This is a genomic window from Streptomyces scabiei 87.22, from assembly GCF_000091305.1.
GTDB classification, from domain to species: domain Bacteria; phylum Actinomycetota; class Actinomycetes; order Streptomycetales; family Streptomycetaceae; genus Streptomyces; species Streptomyces scabiei.
Genome location: NC_013929.1, coordinates 5,679,190 through 5,705,272 on the forward strand (window position 1 = coordinate 5,679,190; position 26,083 = coordinate 5,705,272).

Here is a 26,083-nt window from a genome sequence, read left to right on the forward strand (position 1 = left end):
CAGCGGAGCGAGATGGCAGGCTTGGGCCCATGCGCCGTCGCCCCCTCAACCACCCTCACCCCCTCCGCCGGTTCCGCGCGCCCCGCGCGGCCCGCGCCGGCTTCGCCGGTCTCGCCGCGGTCCTGCTCGCCGCCCTCCCGGCCGCGCCCGCGTCCGCCGACGACGACGGGTTCACGATGAAGGACTCGCGGATCACCGAGTCGAGCGGTCTCGCCGCGTCGCGTCAGCACCCGGGGGTCTACTGGACCCACAACGACAGCGACGACGGGGCGTTCCTCTACGCCGTCGACAGCAGGACGGGCGAGACGGTCGCCACGGTGACCATGACGGGCGTCGGCACCCCGCGTGACGTCGAGGCGATCTCCATCGGGCCGGGCGACAAGCTCTACGTCGGTGACATCGGCGACAACCTCGGCGGCACCTGGGCGTACGTCTGGATCTACGAACTCCCGGAGCCGAAGGAGCTGAAGGACCAGACGATCAAGGCCACGCAGTACGTGGTGAAGTACGAGGACGGGGCGCGGGACGCGGAGGCGCTGATGGTGCATCCGAAGACCGGGCGGGTCTACATCGCGGACAAGAACGAGGAGGGCGGATCGCTGTACGAGGGTCCGGCCGACCTCTCGCCCTCCGGCACGAACGTGTTCAAGAAGGTCGCGGCCGTCCCCGACCTGGAGGTCACCGACGGCGCGTTCTCGCCGGACGGCAAACAGCTGGCCCTGCGCGCGTACTTCGGCGGCATCCTCTACGACTGGAACGGCGGCAGGATCAAGAAGGCCGAGCGGCTGAACGTGCCCCTGCAACGGCAGGGCGAGTCCGTCACCTTCGACACCGACGGCTCGAAGATCATGTACGGCAGCGAGGGGGCGGGCAGCTCGGTCGTCGCGAGGGACGTGCCCGGCGGCGGCTCCGGAAGCGGTGGCTCCGGCTCGTCGTCCTCCGGCGGGAAGGACTCCGGCACCGCCGGGGCGGACGGCGAAGGGACCAGCTCCACCTTCAAGGTCGGCGCGCTCGCCGTGGCCGGCGGGGTCGTCGTCCTCTGGGGCTTCAGACGACTGCGGCGGCGCCCGTCCTCCTGAGCCCGCGGATCCTCCGGGGGCGCCTCCCGGCCCGCGGAGACCCACCCGTCCGCGGAGTCACCTACCCGTCCGCGGAGGTCACCGCGGACTCCACGGTCTCCGCCCCTGCCTTTGCCCCCGCCCCCGCGCGCCGCCGGGTCACCAGCGTCTCCAGCCCGTCCAGGACGCACTGCAACCCGAACTCGAAGTGGTCGAACTCCGCGCCGAACGCGTCCTCGGGGAGGCCGGCGAGAAGGGGGTAGCGGCCGGAGAGCATGAGCTGTTCGAGGACCGGCGCCTGGGCCTGCCAGAACTCCGCGTCGGTGAGACCGGTGCGGTGTTCCGCCTCCTGCTCGTAGAGCCGGGTACGGGCGGCGCCGACGACGTAGCTGTCCACGGCGATGATCGCGCTGACCAGTTCGGGGTCGGTCAGCCCCGTGGACTTGATGCGCGAGAGCACCTTCTCCATGCCGTCGAGCGCGCTCGGCCCGAGGACGGCGCGGGACTGGTTGACCTGCAGCAGCCAGGGGTGGCGGCGGTAGAGCGCCAGCGTGGCGCGGCCCAGGGCCTCCAGGGCGGAGCGCCAGCCGCCGTCGCCGAGGTCGGCGGGGTTCTCACCCGGAGGCGGCGGGCGGACTCTTCGCGGTCGCGTTCCCGCTGACCATGATCTCCAGCATCTTCGTCGCCCCGCAGCTCATGCCCGACTGGCTGGGCTGGATCGCCGCCTGGAACCCGGTCTCCTCCACGGCCGCCGCGACCCGCGACCTGTTCGGCACGCCGGTCGGCGGCGGTGACTCCTGGATCGAACAGCACGCGCTGCTGATGGCCGGGGTGTGGCCGATGGTGCTCACGCCGGTCTTCCTGCCGCTGGCGGTGCGGAGGTTCCGGAACCTGAGCCGGTGAGGCGGGGCCCCGGAGGGCGGGGCTCGGGGGCTCGGGGGAGCACGGTCGAGGCGTCCGGCGTATCAGGTGACGCCGGACGTCTTGACGTGTTCATGCGATCTGTTTCCAATGGGAGGCACGGGTGATGGGAGCGCTCCCATCGGTTACGGGCCCGACCCTCCCGAGGAGGAAGCAGCGACATGTTCCGCAGCTTACGGAGAACCCTGGGCGCCCTGTGCGCGGCCGCCGCCCTGCTGCTGCCCCTGGCCGGCGGCGCGCACCCGGCCGCGGCGGCCACCGCGCCGGACGCCGCCGCCGAGGCCGGGGCCGGCTACTGGCACACCAGCGGCCGGCAGATCCTGGACGCGAACGGCCAGTCGGTCCGGATCGCCGGCATCAACTGGTTCGGTTTCGAGACCGCCAACCACGTCCCCCACGGCCTCTGGTCCCGCGACTACAAGAGCATGATCGACCAGATGAAGTCGCTGGGCTACAACACCCTCCGGATGCCCTACAGCGACGACATCCTCAAGCCCGGCACCCTGCCCGACAGCATCAACACCTCCGGCGGCAAGAACGCCGACCTCCAGGGCCTGACCTCGCTGCAGGTGCTGGACAAGATCGTCGCGTACGCCGGTCAGAGCGGACTGAAGGTCATCCTCGACCGTCACCGTCCGGACGCGGCCGGGCAGTCGGCGCTCTGGTACACCTCGGCCGTCCCCGAGACGACCTGGATCACCAACCTCAAGGCGCTGGCGACCCGTTACAAGGGGAACCCGACGGTCGTCGGCATCGACCTCCACAACGAGCCCCACGACCCCGCCTGCTGGGGCTGCGGCGACACGGCCAAGGACTGGCGCCTGGCCGCCCAGCGCGCCGGCAACGCGGTCCTCTCCGTCAACGCCGACCTGCTGATCCTCGTCGAGGGCGTCCAGACCTTCAACGGCGTCTCGGGCTGGTGGGGCGGCAACCTGATGGGGGTGGCCCAGTACCCGGTGCAACTCGACGTGGCGAACCGGCTGGTGTACTCGGCCCACGACTACGCCACCAGCGTCGCCCAGCAGGACTGGTTCAGCGATCCGTCCTTCCCCGCCAACATGCCGGGCATCTGGGACAAGTACTGGGGCTACATCTTCAAGCAGAACATCGCCCCGGTGTGGGTCGGCGAGTTCGGTACGACCCTCCAGTCCACCACCGACCAGAAGTGGCTGGCCGCCCTGGTGACCTACCTCCGCTCGACCTCCGCCCACGGCAACGACTCCTTCCACTGGACCTTCTGGTCCTGGAACCCCAACTCCGGTGACACCGGCGGCATCCTGAAGGACGACTGGCAGACGGTGGACACCGTCAAGGACGGCTATCTCGCGAGCGTCAAGGCTCCGGGCTTCCCGCCGGGCGGGGGCACCGGCCCCGGCGGGCCGGGAGATCCCGGCGGCCCGGGCGGCGGCACGCCCGCCTGCACGGCCGCGTACACGGTCAGCAGCGACTGGGGCGGCGGCTTCAACGCCGAGGTGAAGGTCACCAACACCGGAACCACCGCCCTCTCCTCCTGGAAGGTCACCTGGACCTGGCCCGGCTCCCAGCGGGTGACGAACATGTGGAACGCGTCCTACACCCAGAGCGGCGCGACGGTCACCGCGGCCAACGCCGCGCACAACGGCACGGTCGCGGCGGGCGGTTCGGCGAGCTTCGGCTTCGGGGGCGCGCCCGGGGGCGGGGGTGCGCCGAGTGTGAGCTGTACGGCCACGTGACGAGCGGGGGGTGACGGGGCGCCCGGTGCAGCCGCCGGGCGCCCTTCTCCGGCGGAGCGGCGGGGCGGGTCGGAGCGGCGGCGCGGCGCGGCGCGGCGAACTGTCCGGATTGGTGCAACCGCCCCTTTCTGTGAGTCATTTGCGAGTAAGCAATGACTCAATTCGGTCAAGTCTTGGTCGAATAAGTTATCGCGGCGTGTCCTCTTCGGGAACCATGCGGCCTGGGCCGCGAACCTCGCGGACCTGCACCCCCCATCGTTCAGAGAGAACTTCATGAGAAGAAGCGCAGCCGTGCTGTGCGGCGCCGGCGTTGTTCTGGCCGGGACGCTCAGCGCCGTACCCGCCAACGCCAGCGGGTCGCCCTCCGCGAACACCGTCCAGGCCGCCGTCGCGAAGGTCGCCTGGAAGAAGTGCGCCACCGACAACTACCCGACGCTGCAGTGCGGCTCGGTGAAGGTGCCGCTCGACTACGCGAAGCCGAGCGGGAAGAAGATCACGCTGGCGCTGTCCCGCGTGCCGCACACCTCGAAGACGTTCCAGGGCCCGCTGCTGGTCAACCCCGGCGGCCCCGGCGGCAGCGGTCTGACGCTGGCCGGATTCGTCGCCTCCTCGCTGCCGAAGAAGGTGGCCGCGCAGTACGACGTCATCGGCTTCGACCCGCGTGGAGTGGGCGCGAGCAAGCCCGCCCTGGACTGCAAGCCGGGCTACTTCGACCCGGTGCGTCCGGACTCCGTGCCGAGCACCTCCGCGCTCGAGAAGGCCAACGTCGAGCGCGCCCAGTCCTTCGCCAAGGCCTGCGGCACGAAGTACAAGGACGTCCTGCCGTACATCAACACGATCAGCGCCGTGAAGGACCTGGACTCGATCCGTAAGTCCCTCGGCGCGAAGAAGATCAACTACTTCGGCTACTCGTACGGCACCTACCTCGGCGCGGTCTACGCCAAGCTGTACCCGACGAAGGTGCGGCGTCTGGTGCTCGACTCGATCGTCGACCCGACGGGTGTCTGGTACCAGGACAACCTCGACCAGGACTACGCCTTCGACAAGCGCCACAAGGCCTTCATGAAGTGGGTGGCCAAGAACAACGCCACCTACAAGCTCGGTACCGACGCCAAGAAGATCGAGGCCAAGTGGTACGCCATGCGTGCCGCCCTCGCCAAGAAGCCGGTGGGCGGCTCGGTGAAGGTGGGTGCCTCGGAGCTGGAGGACACCTTCATCCCCGGCGGGTACTACAACGGCTACTGGCCGTTCCTCGCCGAGGCGTTCGCCGCCTACGTGGGCGACAAGAACTCCGACCCGCTGGTCGAGGCGTACCAGAACTTCGCCGCCGTCGACTCCTCCGGTGACAACGGCTACAGCGTCTACACCTCGGTGCAGTGCCGTGACGCGTCCTGGCCGCGTGACTGGAAGAAGTGGACCAAGGACAACTGGGCGGTCTACAAGAAGGCCCCCTTCATGGCCTGGAACAACGCCTGGTACAACGCGCCGTGCGCGTTCTGGCCGACCAAGTCGCTGAAGCCGGTGAACATCGCCAACTCCAAGCTGCCCCCGACGCTGCTGTTCCAGGCGACGGACGACGCGGCCACCCCGTACCAGGGTGGTGTGACCGTCCACAAGCTGCTCAAGAACTCCAGCCTGGTGGTCGAGCAGGGTGGCGGCAACCACGGCATCACGCTGAGCGGCAACAGCTGCCTCGACAAGTACCTGGCCACGTACCTGACCAACGGCAAGGTGCCGCACGGCAAGGGCACGGCCGACGCCACCTGCAAGAAGCTGGCCGACCCGAAGCCGTCGGCCGCGGAGCAGTCGGCGCAGTCGACGCTCAGCACGGCACCGGGGAACGCCGCGACGAGCGGCGAGACCCTGCACGGCATACTCGGCTTCCGGGGCTGACCGCGCGGTGACGAACGAGAAGGGCGCCCGGCACATGTGCCGGGCGCCCTTCGGCGTCGTACGAGGGGGTGTTACAGCTTCTCGATCACGTGGTCGACGCACTTCGTGAGGGCCTCGACGTCGTCCGGGGCGATGGCCGGGAACATGGCCACCCGCAGCTGGTTGCGGCCGAGCTTGCGGTAGGGCTCGGTGTCGACGATCCCGTTGGCGCGCAGGACCTTGGCCACGGCGGCGGCGTCGACCTCGTCCGAGAAGTCGATCGTGCCGATGACCTGGGAGCGCTTGGCCGCGTCCGTGACGAACGGGCTCGCGTACTTGCTCTCCTCCGCCCAGGTGTACAGGCGGGTCGAGGAGTCCTTCGTCCGGGCCGCGGACCAGCTCAGACCGCCCTGGCCGTTGATCCACTTCAGCTGCTGGTCGAGCAGGAAGAGGGTGGCCAGCGACGGGGTGTTGTACGTCTGGTTCTTGCGGGAGTTGTCGATCGCCGTGGGGAGGCTGAAGAACTCCGGGATGTGACGGCCGGAGGCGTGGATCCGCTCGGCGCGCTCGACGGCGGCCGGGGAGAAGACGCCGATCCACAGACCGCCGTCGGAGGCGAAGGACTTCTGCGGGGCGAAGTAGTAGACGTCGGTCTCGGCGATGTCGACGGGCAGGCCGCCGGCGCCGGAGGTGGCGTCGACCAGGACGAGGGCGCCCTCGTCGGCCCCGGCCACCCGCTGGATCGGGGCGGCGACACCGGTGGACGTCTCGTTGTGGGTGAAGGCGTAGACGTCGACGCCCGCCTCGGCGGCCGGCTCCGGGTGCGTGCCGGGGTCGGAGGAGACGACCGTCGGCTCGGCGAGCCAGGGGGCTAGCTTGGCGGCCTTGGCGAACTTCGAGCTGAACTCGCCGAAGGTCAGGTGCTGGCTCTTGTTCTCGATCAGGCCGTGGGTCGCGATGTCCCAGAAGGCCGTGGAGCCGCCGTTGCCGAGGACGACCTCGTAGCCCTCGGGCAGCGAGAACAGCTCGCTGATGCCCTCACGGACCTGGCCGACCAGGTTCTTCACCGGGGCCTGGCGGTGGGAGGTGCCGAGCAGAGAGGTACCGGTCGCGGCCAGCGCGTCCAGCGCCTCCGTCCGCACCTTGGAGGGGCCCGCGCCGAAACGTCCGTCGGCGGGCTTGATGTCAGCGGGGATCTGGATATCAGCCACGGGCATGGAGCCTAGCGGCTCCACGAAACGCGGGCGAAACGTCGTCCGTCGGGTGAGACGGGGCGCTGCGAGGTCGGGTGCGGGCGAGTGGGGCTTCTCGCGCAGTTCCCGCGCCCCTGAAAGCCCAGGCCCCCGTGGCCCTGAAAGGAGACCGGTGCCGGGGGCTGGAAGGCAGTGGGCGCAGCCCCTGCTTTCCAGGGGCGCGGGGAACTGCGCGACCAACCCCCACCGGGCGGACGTCCAGGGAGTCAAGCCCCCCGCACGGGCCCGGGCGAGAACCGTACCGGCAGTTCCACCAGACCCCGCAGCCACGGAGACGCGCGTCGGGGCAGGGACGTGGGCGGGACCGTCAGGTCCATGTCCGGGAGCCGGTCCAGGACCACTTCTATACCCGTTCGGGCGATGACCTCGGCGGTCTCCTGGGCCGGGAACGGGCAGCGGTGCTCCCCGTGGCCGAAGGAGAAGTGCGCGTTGTTGCCGCCGGTGAGCGCGTCCCCCCGCGTCCGCACCCGCGGGTCGGAGTTGGCCCCCTGCAGGCCGAGCAGCACGAGGTCGCCCGCCCGCAGCACCCGGCCGCCGAGCCGGGTGTCACGGGTGGTCCAGCGCCCGGCCGCGTTCTGGATGGGCGCGTCCTCCCACAGCACCTCGTTCATGGCCTCGGCCACACTGCTGCGCCCGCCGAACAGCGACGCCGCGAAACGCTCGTCCGTCAGCATCAGGTGCAGGGAGTTGCCGATCCAGTCGGCGGTCGGCTGGTGCCCCACCGCCAGCATCACCATCACGTCGTGGGTGACCTCCTCGACCGTCACCTCGTACGCGCGCGCCCTCGCCAGCAGCCGGGAGACCACGTCGTCACCGGGCTGCGCCAGTCGCTCCGACACCAGCCGGTCCATCGCCGTGCGCAGAAACCCCTCCGCCGCCATCGCCCGGTCCTGCCCGTCGAGGATGTCGTTCAGCGCGGCCACGAGACCGGGGCCGTGGTCCTCGCGGAAACCGAAGAGGCACGCCAGCACCCGTACGGGCAGGAGCGCCGCGAACTGCCCCACCAGATCGGCCGCGCCCACCCCGCACACCTCGTCGATCAGCTCGTCCGCGAACCGCTCGACCTGGCCGCGCAGTTCGAGCGGTTCGACCGCCTCCAGCGCCTCCTCGATCAGCGCGGCACGCTGCCGGTGCCGTTCCCCGGTCGTGCCGAGCACCGAGGGCTGCCGCGGACTGATCACGGGGAGCAGCGGCCAGTCGGCCGGGATGTTCCGCCACTGGTTCCACAGCCCGGAGTCCCGGCTGAACAGCTCCGGATCGCTGGTCACCTGGTGCAGCTCGCTGTAGCCGAGCACCAGCCACGCCGGTACGCCCCCGTCGAGGAGTACGGGCGCCACCTCGCCGTGTTCCCGCCGCAGATCCCGGTAGAGCGGGGCGGGCGCACCCCGGAAGCGCGCGCCGAGGAGGGGGACGGGGGCGGACGCGGACGGCGGGAGCGCGGAGGTGGGGAACGGCTGGTCGCCGTCGGCGTCAGAGGTTGCGAAGTCCAACTAGCACCTGCTCCAGGATGTCCGGATCGATCAACGCGGCCTGGTTCGGATGCCGGGCGCTGACCCGGCCGGCCGAAAGGAGGTCGGAGAGCAGCACCTTCGTGATGCTCACCGGCAGCCGCAGCTCGGCGGCGATCTCCACGACCGCCGTCGGCCGCTCCGTCAGCCGCAGGATCGCCACATGCTCCGACTGCATGCCCGGCAGCGGCTGGCTCTCGGCCACCACCAGGGTCATCAGGTCGAACGGCGTTCCGGGAGCCGAACGGCTGCGTCCCCCGGTGAGCGTGTAGAGCCGGTCGGGCAGGTCGTCCCTGCCGGGCCGGCTCATGACGTACGGGGCGCCAGAGCCGTAGCCGCGGTCGGGGTCGTCGTCGTGGTGGTGGTCGCGCCGGTGGTCGCGCCGGTCCGGTGACGCGGCTTCGCGCTCAGGTGCTCGCCGAGCTGTTCGATCAGCTCGCTCATGTTGTGGCCGACGAGGCCGGGGTCGGCGTCCTCGTCCGTCACCAGGGCCAGATGCGCGCCCTCGCCCGCCTCCACGATGAACAGGACCCCGCCGTGGAACTCCGCCATCGCCGACCGGACGCCTCCGCTGCCGTCGCCGAACTCCATGGACGCCCCGTGGGAGAGCGACTGGATGCCGGCGGCGATCGCGGAGAGCTGGTCGGCCCGGTCGACGGACAGTTCGGGGGTACGGCACAGTCTCAGGCCGTCCCGGGAGAGGACGAGCGCGTGCCGGGCACCCGGCGTGCGTTCCAGCAGTCCCTCCATGAGCCAGGTGAGCCTGTCGTCGGCGGTGGTGCCGATACCGGTACCGGTCATGGGGTGTGGTCGCCTTCCAGGTGGGGGTGCGTGCGCGGGTCCGGGGCGGGCAGCCGCTCCCCGGCCGGGTCGGGGGCCGGGTCCGGGTCGGGGTGGGGGTAGGACGGGGAGGGGAGGGGCGCGGGTTCCCAGGCCGGTTCCCGTACGGGATCCAGCTCCCATCTGGCCTCCGCTGCGGGGTCCGGCGCCCAGGGCAGCTCGGCGGCGGCCTCCGCCTGCCAGGCCGCCTCCTTCACCGCCTCCGGCTCCCACGCGAGTCCGCGCGAGGGCTCGGGCTCCCATCCGGTCTCCCGCACGGGCGGCCCGGGCTCCCAGGCCGCCTCCGCCACGGGTTCGGGTCCGGGCTCCCACGCCGCACCGGCCACCGCGCCCCACTCGGGCTCCCGTACGGGCTCCAGCTCCGGCGGCCGCACGGTCTCGGCGGCCGGGGTGGTGTCCCGTACGGGTTCCAGGGCGGTGCCCGGTTCCGGTCGGGCCGAGGTCTCGGGCAGGTCGGGGGAGCCCTCGTCACCCGCGGCGGTTCCCTGGACGAACGCCTGGTCCAGCCCGCCGCCCGTGCCCCGCACCGCGCGGCGGAAGCTGCTGAAGCGGACCGCCCCGCTGCCGGCGTCCTCGGCGGGCCGGGAGGCCCGTCCCGGCCGGGCGGCCGCGTCGGAGGCGGCCTGGGTACGGGCTTCCGCGTCGGCGAGGGACTGGCCGCGCCGGCGCCGGGGGAGGCCGTCGGAGGGGGCCGGGGTCTCGTCCGCCGAGCCCGGCCCGGGCGTGCCGTCGGAGCCGAACGCGTACTCCCCGGTGCCGAACTCGGAGCTGAGCGACGAGGTGAACGACGAACCGGACCACGACCCCGGCGCGGAACCGGGCGTCGGTGGGCCGGCCGGGGTGTCGTAAGCGGAGGTGGGACCGGCCGGACCGGGCGCCGGTGTCCCGTACCTGTAGCCGGACAGGGAGTCGATCAGGGCGTCGGCCACCGGGTCGGCGACGGGCGCGGCAGGGGCCTCCGCCGGGAACTCATGCGTGGGCGTCGGCTCGGCGTCCAGGTCGTGCGGGGCGCGCACGCCCGCGTGGGGCGGGGGCGCGGACGGTGCGGGAGACGCCGTAGTCGGTGCCGTGGGGACCGTGCTCGCCAGGACGTCCTGCGGGATGAGCATCAGGACGCCCGTGCCGCCGCGCGCGGACGGGCGGAAGGAGATGCGCAGGCCGTGCTTGCGGGCGAGGCGGCCGACGACGGCGAGGCCGAGACGGGTGCCGGACAGGCTCGCCAGATCGGTCGCCTCGCCCGACACGGCCCGTTCGGCGCGCCGGAGCTGGACGTCCCCCATGACCAGGCCGGAGTCCTCGACGGAGATGATCGCGCCGGCCGGGACCTCCTCGACGTACACATGGACCTCGGCGGTCGGCGGCGAGAAGTTGGCCGCGTTGTCGAGGAGTTCGGCGAGCGCGTGCATGACGCCCTCGGCGGCGTGCCCGGCGACGGCGGCCTCGCTGGAGGAGTGCAGCCGGACCCGGCGGTAGGCGCCGATCCGGCCCATCGCGCCGCGCAGGATCGACTCCATCGGGATCGGGCGCGCCCAGCGGCGGCCCGAGCGGGCGCCCGCGAGGACGGCGACGGAGTCGGCGAGACGGCCCGCCTGGGCGGTGCGGTGGTCGAGGTGGAGCAGGTCGGCGAGGACGTCCTCGTCGGCGTGACGTTCCTCCATGGCGCGGAGGTCGGCGAGCGTGCCGGTGGCGAGGGCCTGCATCCGGCCGGCCACGTTGGCGGTGACGGCGAGGAGGGCGGACCGCTCGGTCTCGGCCTGTCTGGCGCGTTCCGAGAGCAGGACCCGCTCCTGGATGATCTCCTCCGCCGTTCGGTCCCGTTCGTCGGACAGCCGTGCGCGCTCGCGCTCGGACTCCGTCGTCAGCCGTACCCGTTCCCGGGCGAACTCGGCCGCGATCCGGGCCCGCTCCTGGACGAACTCCTCGGTCAGCCGACCGCGTTCCTGCGCGTACTCCTCGGCCGTCCGCGCCCGCTCCCGCAGCAGCAGACCAGCCTCCTGGGAGACGGCGGCGAGCCGCAGGCGCAGCAGGCGCACCGACACGCGCGCGTGCACGGCGACCGCGACGGCGGCCGTGAGCAGCAACGCCGCCGCGCCGGCGCCCCCGGCGAGGGGCAGCCGCACGGACTGCGGCGCCACCGCGACCGCGGCCCCGGCGGCGGTCGCGGAGAGCAGGGCGGTCACCAGGGGAAGGGGAAGGACTGAGCGCGGGGCGGGGCGTTCGCCTGGTGAGCGAGGTGAGCTGGGCGCGGTCATCGGCTGGTGTCCTCGGTCGGTTCTGAACTCGGTAACTCAGTCGGTTCCTGAATTCGGTAACTCGGTCGGTCCCTGAACGAGAAGCGACGTCTGGTGCTCAATTGGGCGTCACTATATGGGAGTTCGTGACGGGGGTTGGCCGGTTTCCGGTTAGCTCTCCGGAATCAGGCCAACGTCCCCGGTGAGCGGCGCGCCGCCTTTCCGCCCGTCGCGCCGCCGCCTCGTCGTCACTGTCAGTGGTCGGGTGCATCCTGGGACGCATGACGGAACTCGGGGGCACGACGGGCGGTGGAGGCGCGGCCGCGCGGGACACGGCAGGTGACGCGGACGCGGCGGCGCTGCGGGCCGCGCTGCCGGCCGCGCTGCGGGCGGCCGGTGTGCGCGGCGAGGCGGCCTTCGACGTGACGGCCCGTGCGCTGACGACCATGGACGCGTCCAACTACCGGCGGGTGCCGCTGGGCGTGGTCGCGCCCCGGGACGCGGACGACGTGGCGGCCGTCCTGTCCGTGTGCCGGGAGCACGGCGTCCCGGTCGTCGCACGCGGCGGCGGCACCTCGATCGCCGGGCAGGCCACGGGCACGGGCGTGGTGCTGGACCTCACCCGCCACATGAACCGGCTGGTCTCCCTCGACCCCGGGACGCGCACGGCGGTCGTCCAGCCGGGCCTGGTCCTGGACCGGCTCCAGGAGGCCGCCGCCCCGCACGGCCTGCGCTTCGGCCCCGACCCCTCCACCCACAGCCGCTGCACGCTCGGCGGCATGATCGGCAACAACTCCTGCGGCGCGCACTCGGTCGCCTGGGGCACCACGGCCGACAACGTGCGCGCACTGTCGGTGACCGACGCCCGGGGCGAGGCACGGCGGCTCGGGCCGGGCTGGTCGGGCGCGCCGGACGGCCTCCGCCCGCTCGTGGAGCGAGAACTGGCCCGCCTGCGCACCGGCTTCCCCGACCTCCCCCGCCGTATCTCCGGTTACGCCCTCGACGCCCTCCTCCCGGAGAACGGCTCGGACGTGGCCCGTTCCTTCTGCGGCTCCGAGGGCACGCTCGGGGTGCTCACGGAAGCGGTCGTCCGTCTCGTCGAGGCACCCCGCGCGCGTGCCCTCGCCGTCCTGGCGTACGCCGACGAGAGCGCGGCGGCGGAGGCCGCCCCCGGCCTGCTGCCGCACCGCCCGTACACGGTGGAGGGCATGGCCGCGGACCTCGTCCCGCCGGGGACGGCCGGCCTCCCGGCGGGCGGGGCCTGGCTGTTCGTGGAGACCGGCGGTGCCACGCCCGCCGAGGCGCGGGCGCACGCCGGCACGATGGTCCGCGCGGCCCGGGCGGACGGCGCGCTCGTGGATTCCCTGGTGGTGACCGACCCCGCCGCCCAGCGCGCGCTGTGGCGGGTCCGCGAGGACGCGAGCGGTACGGCGACCCGGATGCCCGACGGAACCGAGGCGTGGCCGGGCTGGGAGGACTGCGCGGTGCCACCGGCCCGGCTCGGCGCCTACCTGAAGGACTTCCGGGGCCTGCTGCGCGCCCACGACCTGCGGGGCACGCCCTACGGCCACTTCGGCGACGGCTGCATCCACGTCCGGGTCGACTTCGATCTGCTGACCCCGGCGGGCATCGCCCGCTTCCGCCGCTTCTCCGAGGAAATGGCCGAACTGGTCACCTCGCACGGCGGCTCCCTCTCCGGGGAACACGGCGACGGACAGGCCCGCGCCGAACTCCTGCCGACGATGTACGGGCCCGAGATGGTCCGGCTGTTCGAGAAGGTGAAGGGGATCTGGGACCCCGACGACCTCCTCAACCCCGGCATGCTCGTCCGCCCCGCCCCGCTCGACGCCAACCTGCGCTTCGCGGTCCTGCCACGCACACCCGTGCCGGTGGAGTTCGCCTACCCGGACGACGGCGGCGACTTCTCGGCGGCGGTCCGGCGCTGCGTGGGCGTCGCCAAGTGCCGGACCACCGAGGTGAGTCCGGCGTCCGGGGCCGTCATGTGCCCCTCCTTCCGCGCGACGGGGGAGGAGGAGCACTCCACCCGGGGCCGGGCCCGCCTGCTGCACGAGATGCTGGCCGGTGAGGTGGTCACCGACGGCTGGCGCTCACCGGAGGTCCGGGACGCCCTCGACCTCTGTCTGTCCTGCAAGGGCTGCCGCTCCGACTGTCCGGTCGGCGTCGACATGGCCACGTACAAGGCGGAGTTCCTCCACCACCACTACGCCGGCCGCCGCCGCCCGGCCGCCCACCACACGATGGGCCGGCTGCCGCTCTGGCTGGGCCTGGTCGCCCGTACGCGCACGGCCGCGCTGGTCAACCTCCTCGCCGGGTTCCGCCCCGCGGCCGCGCTCGCGAAACGGCTGGGCGGGATCGCGGAGGAGCGGGAGCTGCCCCGGCTCGCGCGGGTGCCGTTCACGCGGTGGTACGCGCGGTCGCTCGGAGAGCGGGGAGAGCGGGGAGAGCGGGGAGAGCGGGGAGAGCGAGGGGAGCGGAGGGAGCGGAGGGAGAGGGTGGAGGCCGGGGGCCGGGCCGGTGCCCACGAGGCACCCCCGACCGTGTTCCTGTGGCCGGACACCTTCACGGAGCACCTCTCGCCGTCCGTGGGGCAGGCGGCGCTGAAGGTGCTGGAGGCGGCCGGTCTGCGGGTGATCGTGCCGCCGACGCCGTGGGCGAGGCGGGGACCCACCCGGCCACGGCTCCCCCGGGCGCCGTTCGCGACGGGCGGGGCCCGCCTCTGCTGTGGCCTGACCTACGTCTCGACGGGCCAGCTCGACCGGGCCCGCACGGTACTGCGCCGCACCCTCGACCTGCTGGAGACCCCGGACGCGCCCATGAGCGACACGCCCGGGCAGCGGCCCCCGCACGAGGACCCGGGCCTCGCCCCACCCACGCCTGCCGACCTGCCCGTCGTCGTCCTCGAACCGAGCTGCGCGGCGGCGCTCCGCACCGACCTGCCCCAACTGCTCCCCGACGACCCCCGGGCCCACCGGCTCGCCGCCTCGGTCCTCACCTTCGCGGAGGCGCTCGAACGCCACGCCCCGCACTGGGCCCCGCCCGTCATCGGCCGCCCGGTGACCGGTCAGACCCACTGCCACCAGCACGCGGTCCTGGGCGACGCCCCCGACCGCCGCCTGCGCACCGCCGCCGGCCTCACCGGCGACCTCGGCGGAGGCTGCTGCGGCCTCGCCGGCAACTTCGGCTTCGAGAAGGGCCACTACGAGGTCTCGGTCGCCTGCGCGGAGGACCAGCTCCTCCCGGCGGTACGCAACGCGACCCCCGACACGCTGATCCTGGCGGACGGCTACTCCTGCCGGACCCAGCTGGAACAGCTGGCGGGCAGACGGGGGCTGCACCTGGCGGAGGTGCTGGCGCGAGGGCTGGACCGGACGGACGGATCACACGAGTGAGACGGCGTCGGCACTGCTGAACTCGTACTGCCCTGTGCTGCGTTGCCCAGCGTCCGTCATCGAGCTGAGGGCTGGGCCCACTGCCGATCCATGTGTCCGCTCACGAGGTCCGGGTCGGACTGCCGTATCCCTATCGAGGTGAGTCGGCCGACGGCAGTCGCTGGATGCCGTCGATGAACCCCGTCCATGTTCCTGGTGCCACCGCGAGCGTGGCAGCGACCGGGAACTTGCTGTCCCGCACCCGGACCGAGGGCACGGGGGCGGTGCACAGGGCGACTTCGACACAGTCGAGCCCGGCCGAGTCGCAGTAGCTCGACCTGGTCCATCGGGCTGCGCTCATCGGCTCTCCGTCGATCACTGGAACTTCACGGGTGCGTGGACAACAGCTCTCTACCCAGGCCCTGATGATCCGCTACGCGATCCGGAGATGTCGCGCAGCTCGGGGGCGAGAACAGGTCAGGTGGCGCCGTACCCGTCAGGCCGGCGGACCGGCAGTTCAGTGATGCCGAGATCCTTCCGCATCGTCTGCCGCACCTCGTACAGACCCTCCGATGCCTTCTCCAGCCGTGCCTTGATGTCCTCCAGCGCCTCGTCAGCAGCGGCTGTCCCGAGTTCATGCTGAGCGAGGAGAGCATGAACGCGATGGAGCTGGTGGACGAGCTTGCCGCCGACAGCGAGCACTTCGTCGGGAACCACCATCTGAGCCTCCGCATACACGTTGCGCAGGTCGCGCCTGGACTCATCACGTTCCCGTGTCTGTTCGGGACCGGCTTGCCCCGCTTCAAGCGCCAGGTAGTGCCTCGACAGCACTTGGTGAAACTGTCGCAAGTGCTGGTTGAACGCCGTGTAGGACGCCCTCCGCTCGCTCATTGCCGCACGGCGATCCGTCGCCGATTGTTCGTCACGCCGCTGTCGTTCCGCGTGGTCGAGTTCCATCGATGTGGAGCGAAGGGCGCTGCGATAGGCCAGGACGCCGGACAGGAGGGTACCGAGGACCCCGACCACAGCGACGATCAAGGAGCTTGTGGAAGGAGTCATGGCCAGGAATGTAGCTCAGCCGGTGCCGGCCGTGTTCGGCTCGGCTTCAGCTGCTTCTGTGAGGCTGGAATCCCCGCATCGTCAGTTTTCCCCGAGGCCCACCGCCCGGCCCTCTTCGTCCCACTGGATCTCCAGAACCCGTGCGACGGCGTCCCGGTCCAGGGGCCCGAACACATGGGGAAACAGCACGTCCGCCCCGACCCCCGGTGGCGGAGCGGGCGCGGCCGCCTCGAACTCCACCCGGGCGGACAGCCGTTCCTCGTCGAGGACGAGCACGTGCAGCGGCTTCGGCGCGTCCCGGTAGAAGGCGTTGACGACGGCGAGGGTCGTCGCCTCGTCGGGGGAACAGTGCACGAACCCGTCCTCCGGGAGCGAGGCGGGGGCGTAGGGCCGGTCGGGGTGGGCGTTCCAGGCATCGAGGGAGGCGACGTGGTAGATCACAGAGCGGTTATACAACAGTGCCCGGTGACCGGGACGAACAGCGCCGCAGTCACCGGACTCGACAGATCCGCACGCGTCGCCCGAGTTCAAGGGCCCAAGCGGTGGCCACGGCTTTCGGCGACTCGGAGTGCGTCGGCGAGAGCCTCGGTCAGCCTCGCGGACAGGAATGCCAGTTCACCGGGCAGGGCGTTCGGCAGCATGTCGCGCGCATGGGCGAGGAGTTCCGAGGCCATGCCGAGCTGGATGGATTCGGTGGCGTCGGCGAGGCGTGAGATCGGTCCGCCGCGGCCGTCACCGACGAGACAGCACGGTTTGCCTTCGATGCCGGTCCAGGGGAGCAGTCGTACCTCGCCTTCAGATCGCTGGAACGCTCCGGCGTCGGCTTCCGCTCCCGGCTCCCTCACGCGACCTCCGTCCCATGGATCCAGTACGGACCGGGCATGTCGAACCCCATGGCCGCCATGGCGAGTTCGCGGCGCCGCTGCCGTTGCTCATGGGCGGTGACGTAGGGGCGTACGGCGATGGTGGTGGTGCCGTCGTGGATCTCGTGGAGGCCGTAGGGGCTGCGGTGGGTGGGCAGTGAGGTGTCGAGGGTGGGGGGTGCGGCGATCGGCCGGGAACGCGGGCCGGGAGCGGCACGGTGTCTGCCGCTCGGCTTCGAGAGCAAGCCGGCCCAGGCGAGAAGGAGTCCGATAAGGTCGGTTATGTCATTGGCTCCCATCACGGATCATCGATGACCGCGCCCCCGGACGGCTCCACCCGTCGCGGGGGCTTTCTGTGCCGAAGCGGATCGTCCTGCGTGGCAGTCGCAGCCACAGCGCAGGGACAGCAAGGGGTGTTCCCAGTCGGCGGCGCCAGGACGTCTGACGTCGCGGTTGCCGGAGCACAGTCGGTGTTCCTCGCAGACGCACTCCGGTGAGGTGCCGTCGGGGGGTGTCGCTGCCCGACTTCGTTGCAGGGCGGCGGTGGGGCACTGCCTTTGTTCTGGGGCATCCATGCGGACAGCCTTAGCACTATTCGGGAATAGTAGAGAGGTTTCGACGGTAAGTCATACAGACCGAGTCGCTTACCGTGTACACCGGCAAGGTCCGTGACACGTCAGTCGATCCGGAGGACGCGATGGGCACCGACAGGTGGGTCAGCACATCTATGCCGTATCTGACGCCACGGGAGGAGGGGCAGGGTGACGCCTGGGGCGCGGACGCGGCGGCCCAGGGGCGGCGGGGTACCCAGCGGATTCTGCACGCCGGTGAGGTTGCGGCGCCCGCCGAGGTGGCGCGGTTGCTCGGGCTGGCCGAGGGTGAGGCGGTCGTCGTACGCCGCCGTCTGATCCTCCTCGACGACCGGCCGAACGAACTCACCGACACCTACTATCCGGTGGGCATCGCTCGCGGCACCGGTCTCGCCGGGACAGCCAAGATCCCCGGTGGAGCCGTCACCTTGCTCGCCCGGCTGGGCCACGTCGGCGCCGTCGTCCGCGAGGACGTGATCGCCGACAACCCGGACGACGAGGAGCGGGAAATACTCCTGACCGCACCGGACGAACCGGTGCTCCGACTCACCAGGGTGACCGTCGACCGGAAAGGCCGACCGCTCCAGGTCGACCGCATGGTCATGCCTGCGCTGAGCCAGCGACTGCGCTACGAAATCGCCATCGGCAACGGAATCGGCTGACGATGCCCAAGGCCGAACCCGACGCCACCGACCGCCGCTCCCTTCATGAGCGCATCGCCGCCGACCTGCGTGACGACATCATGAGCGGTGAGTTCCCGCCCGGAGCGAAACTGCCCTCCACCACCCACTTGAAGACCCGCTTCGACGCCTCCAACGCCACAGTGCAGAAGGCACTGCAACTCCTCAAGGACGAAGGCTTGGCGGTGGGACGGGCCGGAGCGGCGGTCACCGTACGCGAACATCGGCAGCGTGCCGTGCGGCCCGCCGTTCTCATGGCGCCGACCGCGCCCGGGAGCCCCTACCGTTGGCTGGATGAGGCGGCCAAGCACGGTACGAGAGCGCGCAGCGACCTCTTGGATGTCGCGGAGCGTCTTCCACCCGCCGACGTCCGGGCGGTCCTCGGTCTTGCGGAGGGCGAACCCGCCCTGTTCCGCAGCCAACTGCTCGTGATCGACGACGAGCCCGCGGAACTCGTCAGTTCCTACTACCCGTTGGACATTGCGCAGGGCACGGAGTTGATGGGGCGACGCAAGATCAAGGGAGGTACTTCCACCCTTTTCGCGGCACTGGGGCATCCGCCTCGCCGCAGCGTCGACCGTGTCTCCGCGAGGATTCCGACCCAGGACCAGTACCGGGCCTTGAACCTGCCGAGCAGTCTGCCGGTGCTGCGTACCCTCAGGGTCGTCCTCAGCGACGATGATCGTCCGATCGAGGCGACCGTGATGGTGAAGGCGGGACATCTCTACGAGCTGGAGTACGAGTTCACGCCCGAGTGACCCGAACGCGCATGGCTCGAACCGGCAGCGCGGCAGCCCTGTGCGGCGTGCGGTCGCGTCCGCCTCACCCCACGACCCCCGCTTTCCCCCGCCCCACCTGCGTCCGCACCGCCCCCATGCTCGCCCCGATGACCAGTGCGATCGCGAGGGCCTCGGTGGCGGCGAGGGCCTGGTCGAGGATCAGGAAGCCGGCGGTGGCGGCGATCGCGGGCTCCAGGCTCATCAGGACCGCGAAGGTGGACGCGGGGAGGCGGCGCAGGGCGAGGAGTTCGAGGGTGTAGGGGAGGACGGAGGAGAGCACGGCGACGGCGGAGCCGAGGGCGAGCGTCGTCGGGTCCAGCAGCCGTGTCCCCGACTCGACGATGCCGAGCGGCAGGAACAGCACCGCCGCGACGGCCATGGCCAGCGCCAGCCCGTCGGCCTGCGGGAACCGCCTGCCCGTACGCGCGCTGAAGAGGATGTACAGGGCCCACATCAACCCGGCGGCGAGGGCGAAGGCGACGCCGAGGGGGTCCAGGGCGCCGAAGTTCCCTCCGCCGCCCAGGAGGAAGACGCCGCAGAGGGCGAGCCCGGCCCACACGAGGTTCACGGCCCGGCGGGAGGCGAGGACGGAGAGCGCCAGCGGGCCGAGCACCTCCAGGGTGACGGCGGGGCCCAGGGGGATGCGGGCGACGGACTGGTAGAAGAGGCCGTTCATCGCGGCCATGGTGGCGCCGAAGACGACCACCGTGCCCCAGTCGGCGCGCGCGTGCCCGCGCAGCCGGGGGCGGCAGACCACCAGCATCACCACCGCGGCCACCGCGAGCCGCAGCGTCACCACCCCGAGCGCCCCCGCCCGCGGCATCAGCGTCACCGCCAGCGCCCCGCCGAACTGCACGGAGATCCCGCCGGCCAGCACCAGCCCGACGGGCCCGAGGGCACCCAGACGGCCGGGAGCATGCGCGGCGCGGGTGTCGCCGGGGGCGAGGCCGGCCGAGGGCGAGGGCGAGGGCGTGGCGGCAGGCGTGGCGGCGGGCGCGGGCTGGTCAGCGCGGGGGAGTGTCACGGGGGCCGTCCAAGAAGAGCGGGAGTGTGGAGCGGAGGGTCGAGAGTGGGCCGGGGAAGTCGTCTCGTTCAGTATGAGTGACTTGAGAGTGCAAAGCAATGGACTAAGTCATGCCTGTAAGTGTTTTTGCAGCTTACGCCCGCGCCTCCAGCCTCGCTTTTCCCTCGCTTCTGGCCTCAAAAATGCAAGCATGCTTGATTGTTTATTCCGTCGCTGTCATGCTCCCCCTCATGGCCGACCCGACGCCCGTGATCGACGACCTCCATGCCGAGAGCAGCCAACTCGACCTGCTCGTCGCCGAGTTGAGTCCAGAGCAGTGGGCGCTCCCGACGCCCGCACCCGGCTGGACCGTCGCCCACCAGATCGCCCACCTCGCCTGGACGGACCACTCCTCCGTGCTGGCCGTGACCGACCAGGCCGCCTTCGCCCGTGAGGTCGAGAGCGCGCTGACGGCACCCGGCGACTTCGTGGACCGCGGCGCGGAGGAAGGGGCCGGAAAACCGTCCGAGCGGCTCGTCGCGGACTGGCGGGCCGGGCGCGCGGCCCTGGAGGACGCCCTGCGCGCGGCACCCGAGGGCGCGCGCTTCCCCTGGTACGGCCCGCCCATGTCCACCGCCTCCATGGCGACCGCCCGCCTCATGGAGACCTGGGCCCACGGCCTGGACGTCGCCGACGCGCTCGGAGTCCCCCGGATCGCCCCCGGCGACCGGCTCCGCCACATCACCCGGCTCGGCATCCGCACCCGCGACTTCGCCTTCGGCGTGCACGGGCTCACCCCGCCGTTCGAGGAGTTCCGCGTCGAACTCACCAGCCCCGGCGGCGAGCTGTGGACGTACGGCCCCGAGGACGCGACCGACCGGGTCGGCGGTCCCGCCCTCGACTTCTGCCTCCTGGTCACCCAGCGCGCCCACCGCGGCGATCTCGCCCTGCACACCGAGGGTGCCGACGCCGACCGCTGGCTGGACATCGCCCAGGCGTTCGCCGGCCCCCCGGGCGCGGGACGCGAACCGAAGGGGACCACCCGGTGACGGAGGCGACGGAGGTGGCGGAGGTGACAGAAGAGAAGGCAGCGACGGCGGCGACGACAGCGACGGCGGTGGCGCGGACCCCGGCCGCCCCCGCCACCCCCGCCACCCCCCTCCGCATCGGCAACGCCTCCGGCTTCTACGGCGACCGTTTCGACGCCATGCGCGAGATGCTCACCGGCGGCGAACTCGATGTCCTCACCGGCGACTACCTCGCCGAACTGACCATGCTCATCCTCGGCCGCGACCGCCTGAAGGACCCCGCCGCCGGGTACGCCCGCACGTTCCTGCGCCAGCTGGAGGAGTGCCTGGGCCTGGCGCGGGAGCGGGGCGTCCGGATCGTCGCCAACGCCGGCGGGCTCAACCCCGCCGGACTCGCCGACGCCGTACGGGAGCTGGCCGGCCGGCTCGGCGTCCCCGTCCGCGTCGCGCACGTCGAGGGCGACGACCGTACCGTCCTGCACCCCGGCAGCCTCGCCGCCCACGCCTACCTCGGCGGCTTCGGCATCGCGGCCTGTCTGCGCGAGGGTGCCGACATCGTGGTCACCGGCCGGGTGACGGACGCTGCCCTGGTCACCGGGCCCGCCGCCGCCCACTTCGGCTGGGGCCCCGGCGAGTACGACCGTCTCGCGGGCGCGGTCGTCGCCGGGCACGTGCTGGAGTGCGGCACGCAGGCCACCGGCGGCAACTACGCCTTCTTCGGCGAGGCCGGCGCCACCCGCCCCGGCTTCCCGCTCGCCGAGATCCACGCCGACGGCTCGGCCGTCATCACCAAGCACCCCGGCACCGACGGCCTCGTCGACGTCGGCACGGTCACCGCCCAGCTCCTCTACGAGACCGGCGGCGCGCGCTACGCGGGACCGGACGTCACCGCCCGCCTCGACACGGTCAGACTCACCCAGGACGGGCCCGACCGCGTCCGTGTCCACGGCGTCCGCGGCGAGGCCCCGCCCCCCACCCTCAAGGTCGGCGTCAACCGGCTCGGCGGCTTCCGCAACGAGATCGTCTTCGTGCTGACCGGGCTGGACATCGACGCCAAGGCCGGCCTCGTCCGCCGCCAGATGGCGGACGCGCTCGCCAAGTCCCCGCCCGCCGAGGCCCGTTGGAGTCTCGTCCGCACCGACCGGCCCGACGCCCCGACCGAGGAGACCGCGAGCGCGCTGCTGCGGCTGGTCGTCCGGGACCAGGACCCGGAGAAGGCCGGACGGGCGCTCGGCGCGGCCGCCGTGGAACTGGCGCTCGCCAGCTACCCCGGCTTCCACGTGCTCGCCCCACCGGGCAAGGGCACGCCCTACGGCGTCTTCGAGGCGGCGTACGTCCCGCAGGGCGAGGCCGCCCACACGGCGGTCCTCGACGACGGCCGCCGCATCCCCGTACCCCCGGCCCTCGACACCGCCGTACTCGACGACGTGCCCGAGCCGCCCCTGCCGGAACCGCTGCCCGCCGGTCCCGCCCGGCGCGCCCCGCTGGGGCTGGTCGCGGGGGCCCGCAGCGGGGACAAGGGCGGGGACGCCAACGTCGGCGTGTGGGTCCGGACGGACGCGGCCTGGCGCTGGCTCGCCCATGAGCTGACCGTGGACCGGTTCCGGCAGCTGATCCCGGAGAGCGGCACCCTGGAGGTGACCCGGCACGTCCTCCCGCACCTCCGCGCCCTCAACTTCGTGGTCGAGGGCATCCTCGGCGAGGGCGTCGCCGCGCAGGCCCGCTTCGACCCCCAGGCCAAGGCCCTCGGCGAATGGCTGCGCTCCCGCCACCTGGACATCCCGGTGACGCTCCTGCGAGCGCCCGCCGCCGACCGCCCGGACCCCGCGGAGGTACACCCGTGACCGTCCTCAGCTCCGCCCTCGACCCGGGCGCCCCCGAGCACGCCGTGAACCGCGAGGCCATGCTCGCCCGGCTCGCCGCCCTCGACGCCGAGCACGCCAAGGCCCTCGCGGGCGGCGGCGAGAAGTACACCGCCCGGCACCGCGGGCGCGGCAAACTGCTCGCCCGCGAACGCATCGAACTGCTCCTCGACCCGGACACCCCCTTCCTGGAGCTGTCCCCGCTCGCCGCCTGGGGCAGCGAGTACGCGGTCGGCGCCTCCCTCGTCACCGGTATCGGCGTCGTCGAGGGCGTCGAGTGCCTGATCACCGCCAACGACCCGACCGTGCGCGGCGGCGCGAGCAACCCGTGGAGCCTGAGGAAGGCCCTCCGGGCCAACGACATCGCCCTCGCCAACCGTCTGCCCTGCATCAGCCTGGTGGAGTCCGGCGGGGCCGACCTCCCCTCCCAGAAGGAGATCTTCATCCCCGGGGGCGCGATCTTCCGCGACCTCACCCGGCTGTCCGCCGCCGGCATCCCCACCGTCGCCGTCGTCTTCGGCAACTCCACCGCCGGCGGCGCCTACGTCCCCGGAATGTCCGACCACGTGATCATGGTCAAGGAGCGGGCGAAGGTCTTCCTCGGCGGCCCGCCGCTGGTCAAGATGGCCACCGGCGAGGAGAGCGACGACGAGTCGCTGGGCGGCGCCGAGATGCACGCCCGCACCTCGGGCCTCGCCGACCACTTCGCCGTCGACGAGCAGGACGCCCTGCGCCAGGCCCGCCGGGTCGTCGCCCGCCTCAACCACCGCAAGGCGTACGCCGATCCGGCCCCGGCCGCCCCGCCGAAGTACGACCCGGAGGAACTGCTGGGCATCGTCCCCGGCGACCTGCGGACGCCCTTCGACCCCCGCGAGGTCATCGCCCGGATCGTGGACGCCTCCGACTTCGACGAGTTCAAGCCCCTCTACGGCACCAGCCTCGTCACCGGCTGGGCCGCGCTCCACGGCTACCCGGTCGGTGTCCTCGCCAACGCCCGCGGCGTCCTCTTCAGCGAGGAGTCGCAGAAAGCGGCCCAGTTCATCCAGCTCGCCAACCAGCGCGACATCCCGCTGCTCTTCCTGCACAACACCACCGGCTACATGGTCGGCAGGGAGTACGAACAGGGCGGCATCATCAAGCACGGCGCCATGATGATCAACGCGGTCAGCAACAGCCGGGTGCCCCACCTGTCCGTCCTGATGGGCGCCTCCTACGGCGCCGGCCACTACGGCATGTGCGGGCGCGCCTACGACCCCCGCTTCCTCTTCGCCTGGCCCAGCGCCAAGTCGGCGGTGATGGGCCCGCAGCAGCTCGCCGGCGTCCTGTCGATCGTGGCCCGCCAGTCGGCCACGGCCAAGGGGCAGCCCTACGACGAGGACGCGGACGCCGCGCTGCGCGCCATGGTGGAGCAGCAGATCGAGTCCGAGTCCCTGCCGATGTTCCTGTCCGGGCGGCTGTACGACGACGGGGTCATCGACCCCCGCGACACCCGTACCGTGCTCGGCCTGTGCCTGTCCGCGATCCACACCGCGCCCTACGAGGGCGCGCGCGGTGGCTTCGGCGTCTTCCGGATGTGAGGCCCATGATTACTTCCCTCCTGGTGGCCAACCGGGGCGAGATCGCCTGCCGGATCTTCCGCACCTGCCGTGACCTGGGCATCCGGACGGTCGCCGTGCACTCCGACGCCGACGGGACCGCCCTGCACACGCGCACGGCCGACACCGCCGTACGACTGCCGGGCGCGGCCCCCGCCGACACCTATCTGCGGGGCGACCTCGTCGTGAAGGCGGCCCTCGCGGCCGGCGCCGACGCCGTCCACCCCGGCTACGGCTTCCTCTCCGAGAACCCCGGCTTCGCCCGCCGGGTCCTCGACGCGGGCCTCACCTGGATCGGCCCGCCTCCCGAGGCGATCGAGGCCATGGCCTCCAAGACCCGCGCCAAGGAACTCATGGGTCTGGCCCCCCTCCACAAGGTCACCGAGGACGACCTGCCCGTCCTGGTGAAGGCCGCCGCGGGCGGCGGCGGACGCGGCATGCGCGTGGTCCGCCGGCTCGACGACCTGGACGCGGCGCTGGAGAGCGCCCGCGCCGAGGCGGCGAGCGCCTTCGGCGACGGGGAGGTCTTCGTCGAGCCCTACGTCGAGAACGGCCGCCACGTCGAGGTCCAGATCCTCGCCGACACCCACGGCACGATCTGGCCGCTGGGCACCCGCGACTGCTCCCTCCAGCGCCGCCACCAGAAGGTCGTCGAGGAGGCCCCGGCCCCCGCCCTCTCCGGCGAACTCACCGAGGAACTCCACACCCTGGCCGTACGCGCCGCCCGGGCCGTCTCCTACACCGGCGCGGGCACGGTCGAGTTCCTCGTCGCCGACGGCCACGCCCACTTCCTGGAGATGAACACCCGCCTCCAGGTCGAACACCCGGTCACGGAGGCCGTCTTCGGCCTCGACTTGGTCGCCGAACAGATCCGTGTCGCCGAGGGCCACGCCCTCCCCGCCGACCCCCCGCCCGCACGCGGCCACGCGATCGAGGCCCGCCTGTACGCCGAGGACCCGGCCCGCGACTGGGCCCCCCAGACGGGCACCCTGCACCGCCTGTCCGTGCCCGGGGTCCGCCTGGACACCGGCTACGAGGACGCCGACACGATCGGCGTCCACTACGACCCCATGCTCGCCAAGGCCGTCGTCCACGCCCCCACCCGCGCGGAGGCGGTCCGCGCCCTGGCGGGCGCCCTGGAACGGGCGACGATCCACGGCCCGGCCACCAACCGGGCCCTGCTGGTGAACTCCCTGCGCCACCCGGAGTTCACCTCGGCCCGCATGGACACCGGCTTCTACGACCGCCACCTCACCGGCCTCACGGACCCCGCCCCCGACCCGTACGCCCCGCTGGCCGCCGCCCTGGCCGACGCCGCCGCCACCGGCGACCCCCGCTTCGGCGGCTGGCGCAACCTGCCCTCCCGGCCGCAGGTCAAGCGGTACCTCATGGCGGGGGAGGAGCACGAGGTCCGCTACCGGCACACCCGGACCGGCCCGGAGGCGGACGGCGTCCGGGTCGTCCACGCCGACGGCTGCCGCGTCGTCCTCGAAGTGGACGGCGTACGGCGGACGTTCGAGGTGGCACGGTACGGCGACCGCGTCCACGTCGACGCCACCACCCTCACCGTCCTCCCGCGCTTCCCCGACCCCACCACCGCACACGCCCCCGGCTCCCTCCTGGCCCCCATGCCGGGCACGGTCGTCCGCGTGGCCGAGGGCCTGAAGCAGGGCTCGACGGTGGAGGCGGGCCAACCCCTCCTCTGGCTGGAGGCGATGAAGATGGAACACAAGATCACCGCCCCGGCGACGGGCACCCTGACGGCACTGCACGCTGTACCCGGCCAACAAGTAGAGGTGGGCGCCCTTCTGGCATTGGTCGAGCATCAGCCCACCTAAAA

21 protein-coding genes and 2 pseudogenes are annotated in these 26,083 nt (G+C 72.3%); 11 read left to right on the plus strand and 12 right to left on the minus strand.

The features are described 5' to 3' along the window. Positions 1 to 29 precede the first annotated feature (29 nt). Positions 30 to 1,079, plus strand: coding sequence for a membrane protein (locus SCAB_RS24370; RefSeq protein WP_013002728.1), 1,050 nt, complete (start codon positions 30 to 32; stop codon positions 1,077 to 1,079). Positions 1,080 to 1,140: 61 nt separating this feature from the next. Here the strand turns inward: SCAB_RS24370 and SCAB_RS24375 are convergent. Beyond that, positions 1,141 to 1,680 (minus strand): annotated as a pseudogene (locus SCAB_RS24375) (TetR/AcrR family transcriptional regulator C-terminal domain-containing protein); the annotation flags it as partial. Between SCAB_RS24375 and SCAB_RS24380 the strand changes: the two are divergent. The 3 genes and pseudogenes from SCAB_RS24380 to SCAB_RS24390 all read left to right on the plus strand — a co-directional run. Continuing rightward, positions 1,674 to 1,961 (plus strand): annotated as a pseudogene (locus SCAB_RS24380) (ABC transporter permease); the annotation flags it as partial. The pseudogenes SCAB_RS24375 and SCAB_RS24380 overlap by 7 nt on opposite strands. A 179-nt stretch (positions 1,962 to 2,140) precedes the next feature. Then, positions 2,141 to 3,691, plus strand: a complete 1,551-nt coding sequence (locus SCAB_RS24385; RefSeq protein ID WP_013002731.1) for a cellulase family glycosylhydrolase — start codon at positions 2,141 to 2,143, stop codon at positions 3,689 to 3,691. Between the two features lie 273 nt (positions 3,692 to 3,964). Then, complete coding sequence (locus SCAB_RS24390) at positions 3,965 to 5,584, plus strand: alpha/beta hydrolase (RefSeq protein ID WP_041669574.1); 1,620 nt, start codon at positions 3,965 to 3,967, stop codon at positions 5,582 to 5,584. A gap of 71 nt (positions 5,585 to 5,655) precedes the next feature. On the opposite strand, the gene serC is transcribed toward SCAB_RS24390, so the two are convergent. The 5 genes from serC to SCAB_RS24415 all read right to left on the minus strand — a co-directional run bounded on the left by serC (position 5,656) and on the right by SCAB_RS24415 (position 11,416). Further along, entirely contained in the window at positions 5,656 to 6,774 is a 1,119-nt protein-coding gene (gene serC / locus SCAB_RS24395) for a phosphoserine transaminase (protein WP_013002733.1), read from the minus strand. Between the two features lie 248 nt (positions 6,775 to 7,022). Beyond that, the gene (locus SCAB_RS24400; protein ID WP_013002734.1) at positions 7,023 to 8,306 is read right to left on the minus strand and encodes a cytochrome P450; all 1,284 of its coding nucleotides are present in this window, start codon (positions 8,304 to 8,306) and stop codon (positions 7,023 to 7,025) included. Further along, positions 8,287 to 8,634 (minus strand): DUF742 domain-containing protein, encoded by a 348-nt coding sequence (locus tag SCAB_RS24405; RefSeq protein WP_013002735.1) that lies wholly within the window; start codon positions 8,632 to 8,634, stop codon positions 8,287 to 8,289. The genes SCAB_RS24400 and SCAB_RS24405 overlap by 20 nt, the downstream gene beginning before the upstream one ends. Continuing rightward, positions 8,631 to 9,125 carry a roadblock/LC7 domain-containing protein gene (locus tag SCAB_RS24410; RefSeq protein ID WP_013002736.1) on the minus strand — a complete coding sequence of 165 codons (495 nt, stop codon included), beginning with the start codon at positions 9,123 to 9,125 and terminating at the stop codon, positions 8,631 to 8,633. The genes SCAB_RS24405 and SCAB_RS24410 overlap by 4 nt, the downstream gene beginning before the upstream one ends. Further along, positions 9,122 to 11,416: an ATP-binding protein gene (locus SCAB_RS24415; RefSeq protein ID WP_037722764.1), complete on the minus strand. Its 2,295-nt coding sequence runs from the start codon at positions 11,414 to 11,416 to the stop codon at positions 9,122 to 9,124. The genes SCAB_RS24410 and SCAB_RS24415 overlap by 4 nt, the downstream gene beginning before the upstream one ends. Before the next feature lie 260 nt (positions 11,417 to 11,676). Between SCAB_RS24415 and SCAB_RS24420 the strand changes: the two genes are divergently transcribed. Beyond that, a complete protein-coding gene (locus tag SCAB_RS24420) occupies positions 11,677 to 14,805 on the plus strand; it encodes an FAD-binding and (Fe-S)-binding domain-containing protein (protein WP_041669576.1) in 3,129 nt (1,042 codons plus the stop codon). 130 nt (positions 14,806 to 14,935) lie between these two features. Here the strand turns inward: SCAB_RS24420 and SCAB_RS45215 are convergent, their stop codons facing one another. The 5 genes from SCAB_RS45215 to SCAB_RS24440 all read right to left on the minus strand — a co-directional run bounded on the left by SCAB_RS45215 (position 14,936) and on the right by SCAB_RS24440 (position 16,951). Then, a complete protein-coding gene (locus tag SCAB_RS45215; RefSeq protein ID WP_078580345.1) occupies positions 14,936 to 15,145 on the minus strand; it encodes a DUF397 domain-containing protein in 210 nt (69 codons plus the stop codon). Between the two features lie 116 nt (positions 15,146 to 15,261). Next, positions 15,262 to 15,843 (minus strand): hypothetical protein, encoded by a 582-nt coding sequence (locus tag SCAB_RS24425; protein ID WP_013002740.1) that lies wholly within the window; start codon positions 15,841 to 15,843, stop codon positions 15,262 to 15,264. 81 nt (positions 15,844 to 15,924) lie between these two features. Beyond that, positions 15,925 to 16,284, minus strand: coding sequence for a DUF952 domain-containing protein (locus SCAB_RS24430; RefSeq protein ID WP_013002741.1), 360 nt, complete (start codon positions 16,282 to 16,284; stop codon positions 15,925 to 15,927). 86 nt (positions 16,285 to 16,370) lie between these two features. Further along, positions 16,371 to 16,688 carry a hypothetical protein gene (locus tag SCAB_RS24435; RefSeq protein ID WP_013002742.1) on the minus strand — a complete coding sequence of 106 codons (318 nt, stop codon included), beginning with the start codon at positions 16,686 to 16,688 and terminating at the stop codon, positions 16,371 to 16,373. Further along, a complete protein-coding gene (locus SCAB_RS24440; RefSeq protein ID WP_013002743.1) occupies positions 16,685 to 16,951 on the minus strand; it encodes a hypothetical protein in 267 nt (88 codons plus the stop codon). Before SCAB_RS24440 ends, SCAB_RS24435 begins: the two co-directional genes overlap by 4 nt. A 452-nt stretch (positions 16,952 to 17,403) precedes the next feature. Here SCAB_RS24440 and SCAB_RS24445 point away from each other — a divergent pair, with 452 nt between their 5' ends. Beyond that, a complete protein-coding gene (locus SCAB_RS24445; protein ID WP_041670907.1) occupies positions 17,404 to 17,958 on the plus strand; it encodes a GntR family transcriptional regulator in 555 nt (184 codons plus the stop codon). A 2-nt stretch (positions 17,959 to 17,960) separates the two neighbouring features. After that, complete coding sequence (locus SCAB_RS24450) at positions 17,961 to 18,734, plus strand: GntR family transcriptional regulator (protein WP_013002745.1); 774 nt, start codon at positions 17,961 to 17,963, stop codon at positions 18,732 to 18,734. 64 nt (positions 18,735 to 18,798) lie between these two features. On the opposite strand, the gene SCAB_RS24455 is transcribed toward SCAB_RS24450, so the two are convergent. Continuing rightward, the gene (locus SCAB_RS24455) at positions 18,799 to 19,779 is read right to left on the minus strand and encodes an EamA family transporter (protein ID WP_013002746.1); all 981 of its coding nucleotides are present in this window, start codon (positions 19,777 to 19,779) and stop codon (positions 18,799 to 18,801) included. A 230-nt stretch (positions 19,780 to 20,009) separates the two neighbouring features. Between SCAB_RS24455 and SCAB_RS24460 the strand changes: the two genes are divergently transcribed. The 4 genes from SCAB_RS24460 (at position 20,010) to SCAB_RS24475 (ending at position 26,081) form a co-directional block, all read left to right on the plus strand. Then, the gene (locus SCAB_RS24460) at positions 20,010 to 20,807 is read left to right on the plus strand and encodes a TIGR03084 family metal-binding protein (protein WP_037722801.1); all 798 of its coding nucleotides are present in this window, start codon (positions 20,010 to 20,012) and stop codon (positions 20,805 to 20,807) included. Positions 20,808 to 20,875: 68 nt separating this feature from the next. Further along, the gene (locus SCAB_RS24465; protein ID WP_193789226.1) at positions 20,876 to 22,630 is read left to right on the plus strand and encodes an acyclic terpene utilization AtuA family protein; all 1,755 of its coding nucleotides are present in this window, start codon (positions 20,876 to 20,878) and stop codon (positions 22,628 to 22,630) included. Continuing rightward, positions 22,627 to 24,225: an acyl-CoA carboxylase subunit beta gene (locus SCAB_RS24470; RefSeq protein WP_013002749.1), complete on the plus strand. Its 1,599-nt coding sequence runs from the start codon at positions 22,627 to 22,629 to the stop codon at positions 24,223 to 24,225. Before SCAB_RS24465 ends, SCAB_RS24470 begins: the two co-directional genes overlap by 4 nt. Before the next feature lie 5 nt (positions 24,226 to 24,230). Continuing rightward, positions 24,231 to 26,081, plus strand: coding sequence for an acetyl/propionyl/methylcrotonyl-CoA carboxylase subunit alpha (locus SCAB_RS24475; RefSeq protein ID WP_013002750.1), 1,851 nt, complete (start codon positions 24,231 to 24,233; stop codon positions 26,079 to 26,081). Positions 26,082 to 26,083: the final 2 nt, after the last annotated feature.

Coding starts and splice junctions, on each gene's coding strand:
- SCAB_RS24445 (WP_041670907.1), top strand. CDS start 17,404: ATGGGCACCGACAGGTGGGTCAGCACATCTATGCCGTATCTGACGCCA.
- SCAB_RS24415 (WP_037722764.1), bottom strand. CDS start 11,416: ATGACCGCGCCCAGCTCACCTCGCTCACCAGGCGAACGCCCCGCCCCG.
- SCAB_RS24385 (WP_013002731.1), top strand. CDS start 2,141: ATGTTCCGCAGCTTACGGAGAACCCTGGGCGCCCTGTGCGCGGCCGCC.
- SCAB_RS24475 (WP_013002750.1), top strand. CDS start 24,231: ATGATTACTTCCCTCCTGGTGGCCAACCGGGGCGAGATCGCCTGCCGG.
- SCAB_RS45215 (WP_078580345.1), bottom strand. CDS start 15,145: ATGAGCGCAGCCCGATGGACCAGGTCGAGCTACTGCGACTCGGCCGGG.
- SCAB_RS24450 (WP_013002745.1), top strand. CDS start 17,961: ATGCCCAAGGCCGAACCCGACGCCACCGACCGCCGCTCCCTTCATGAG.
- SCAB_RS24460 (WP_037722801.1), top strand. CDS start 20,010: ATGGCCGACCCGACGCCCGTGATCGACGACCTCCATGCCGAGAGCAGC.
- SCAB_RS24390 (WP_041669574.1), top strand. CDS start 3,965: ATGAGAAGAAGCGCAGCCGTGCTGTGCGGCGCCGGCGTTGTTCTGGCC.
- SCAB_RS24410 (WP_013002736.1), bottom strand. CDS start 9,125: ATGACCGGTACCGGTATCGGCACCACCGCCGACGACAGGCTCACCTGG.
- SCAB_RS24420 (WP_041669576.1), top strand. CDS start 11,677: ATGACGGAACTCGGGGGCACGACGGGCGGTGGAGGCGCGGCCGCGCGG.
- SCAB_RS24370 (WP_013002728.1), top strand. CDS start 30: ATGCGCCGTCGCCCCCTCAACCACCCTCACCCCCTCCGCCGGTTCCGC.
- SCAB_RS24405 (WP_013002735.1), bottom strand. CDS start 8,634: ATGAGCCGGCCCGGCAGGGACGACCTGCCCGACCGGCTCTACACGCTC.
- SCAB_RS24425 (WP_013002740.1), bottom strand. CDS start 15,843: ATGACTCCTTCCACAAGCTCCTTGATCGTCGCTGTGGTCGGGGTCCTC.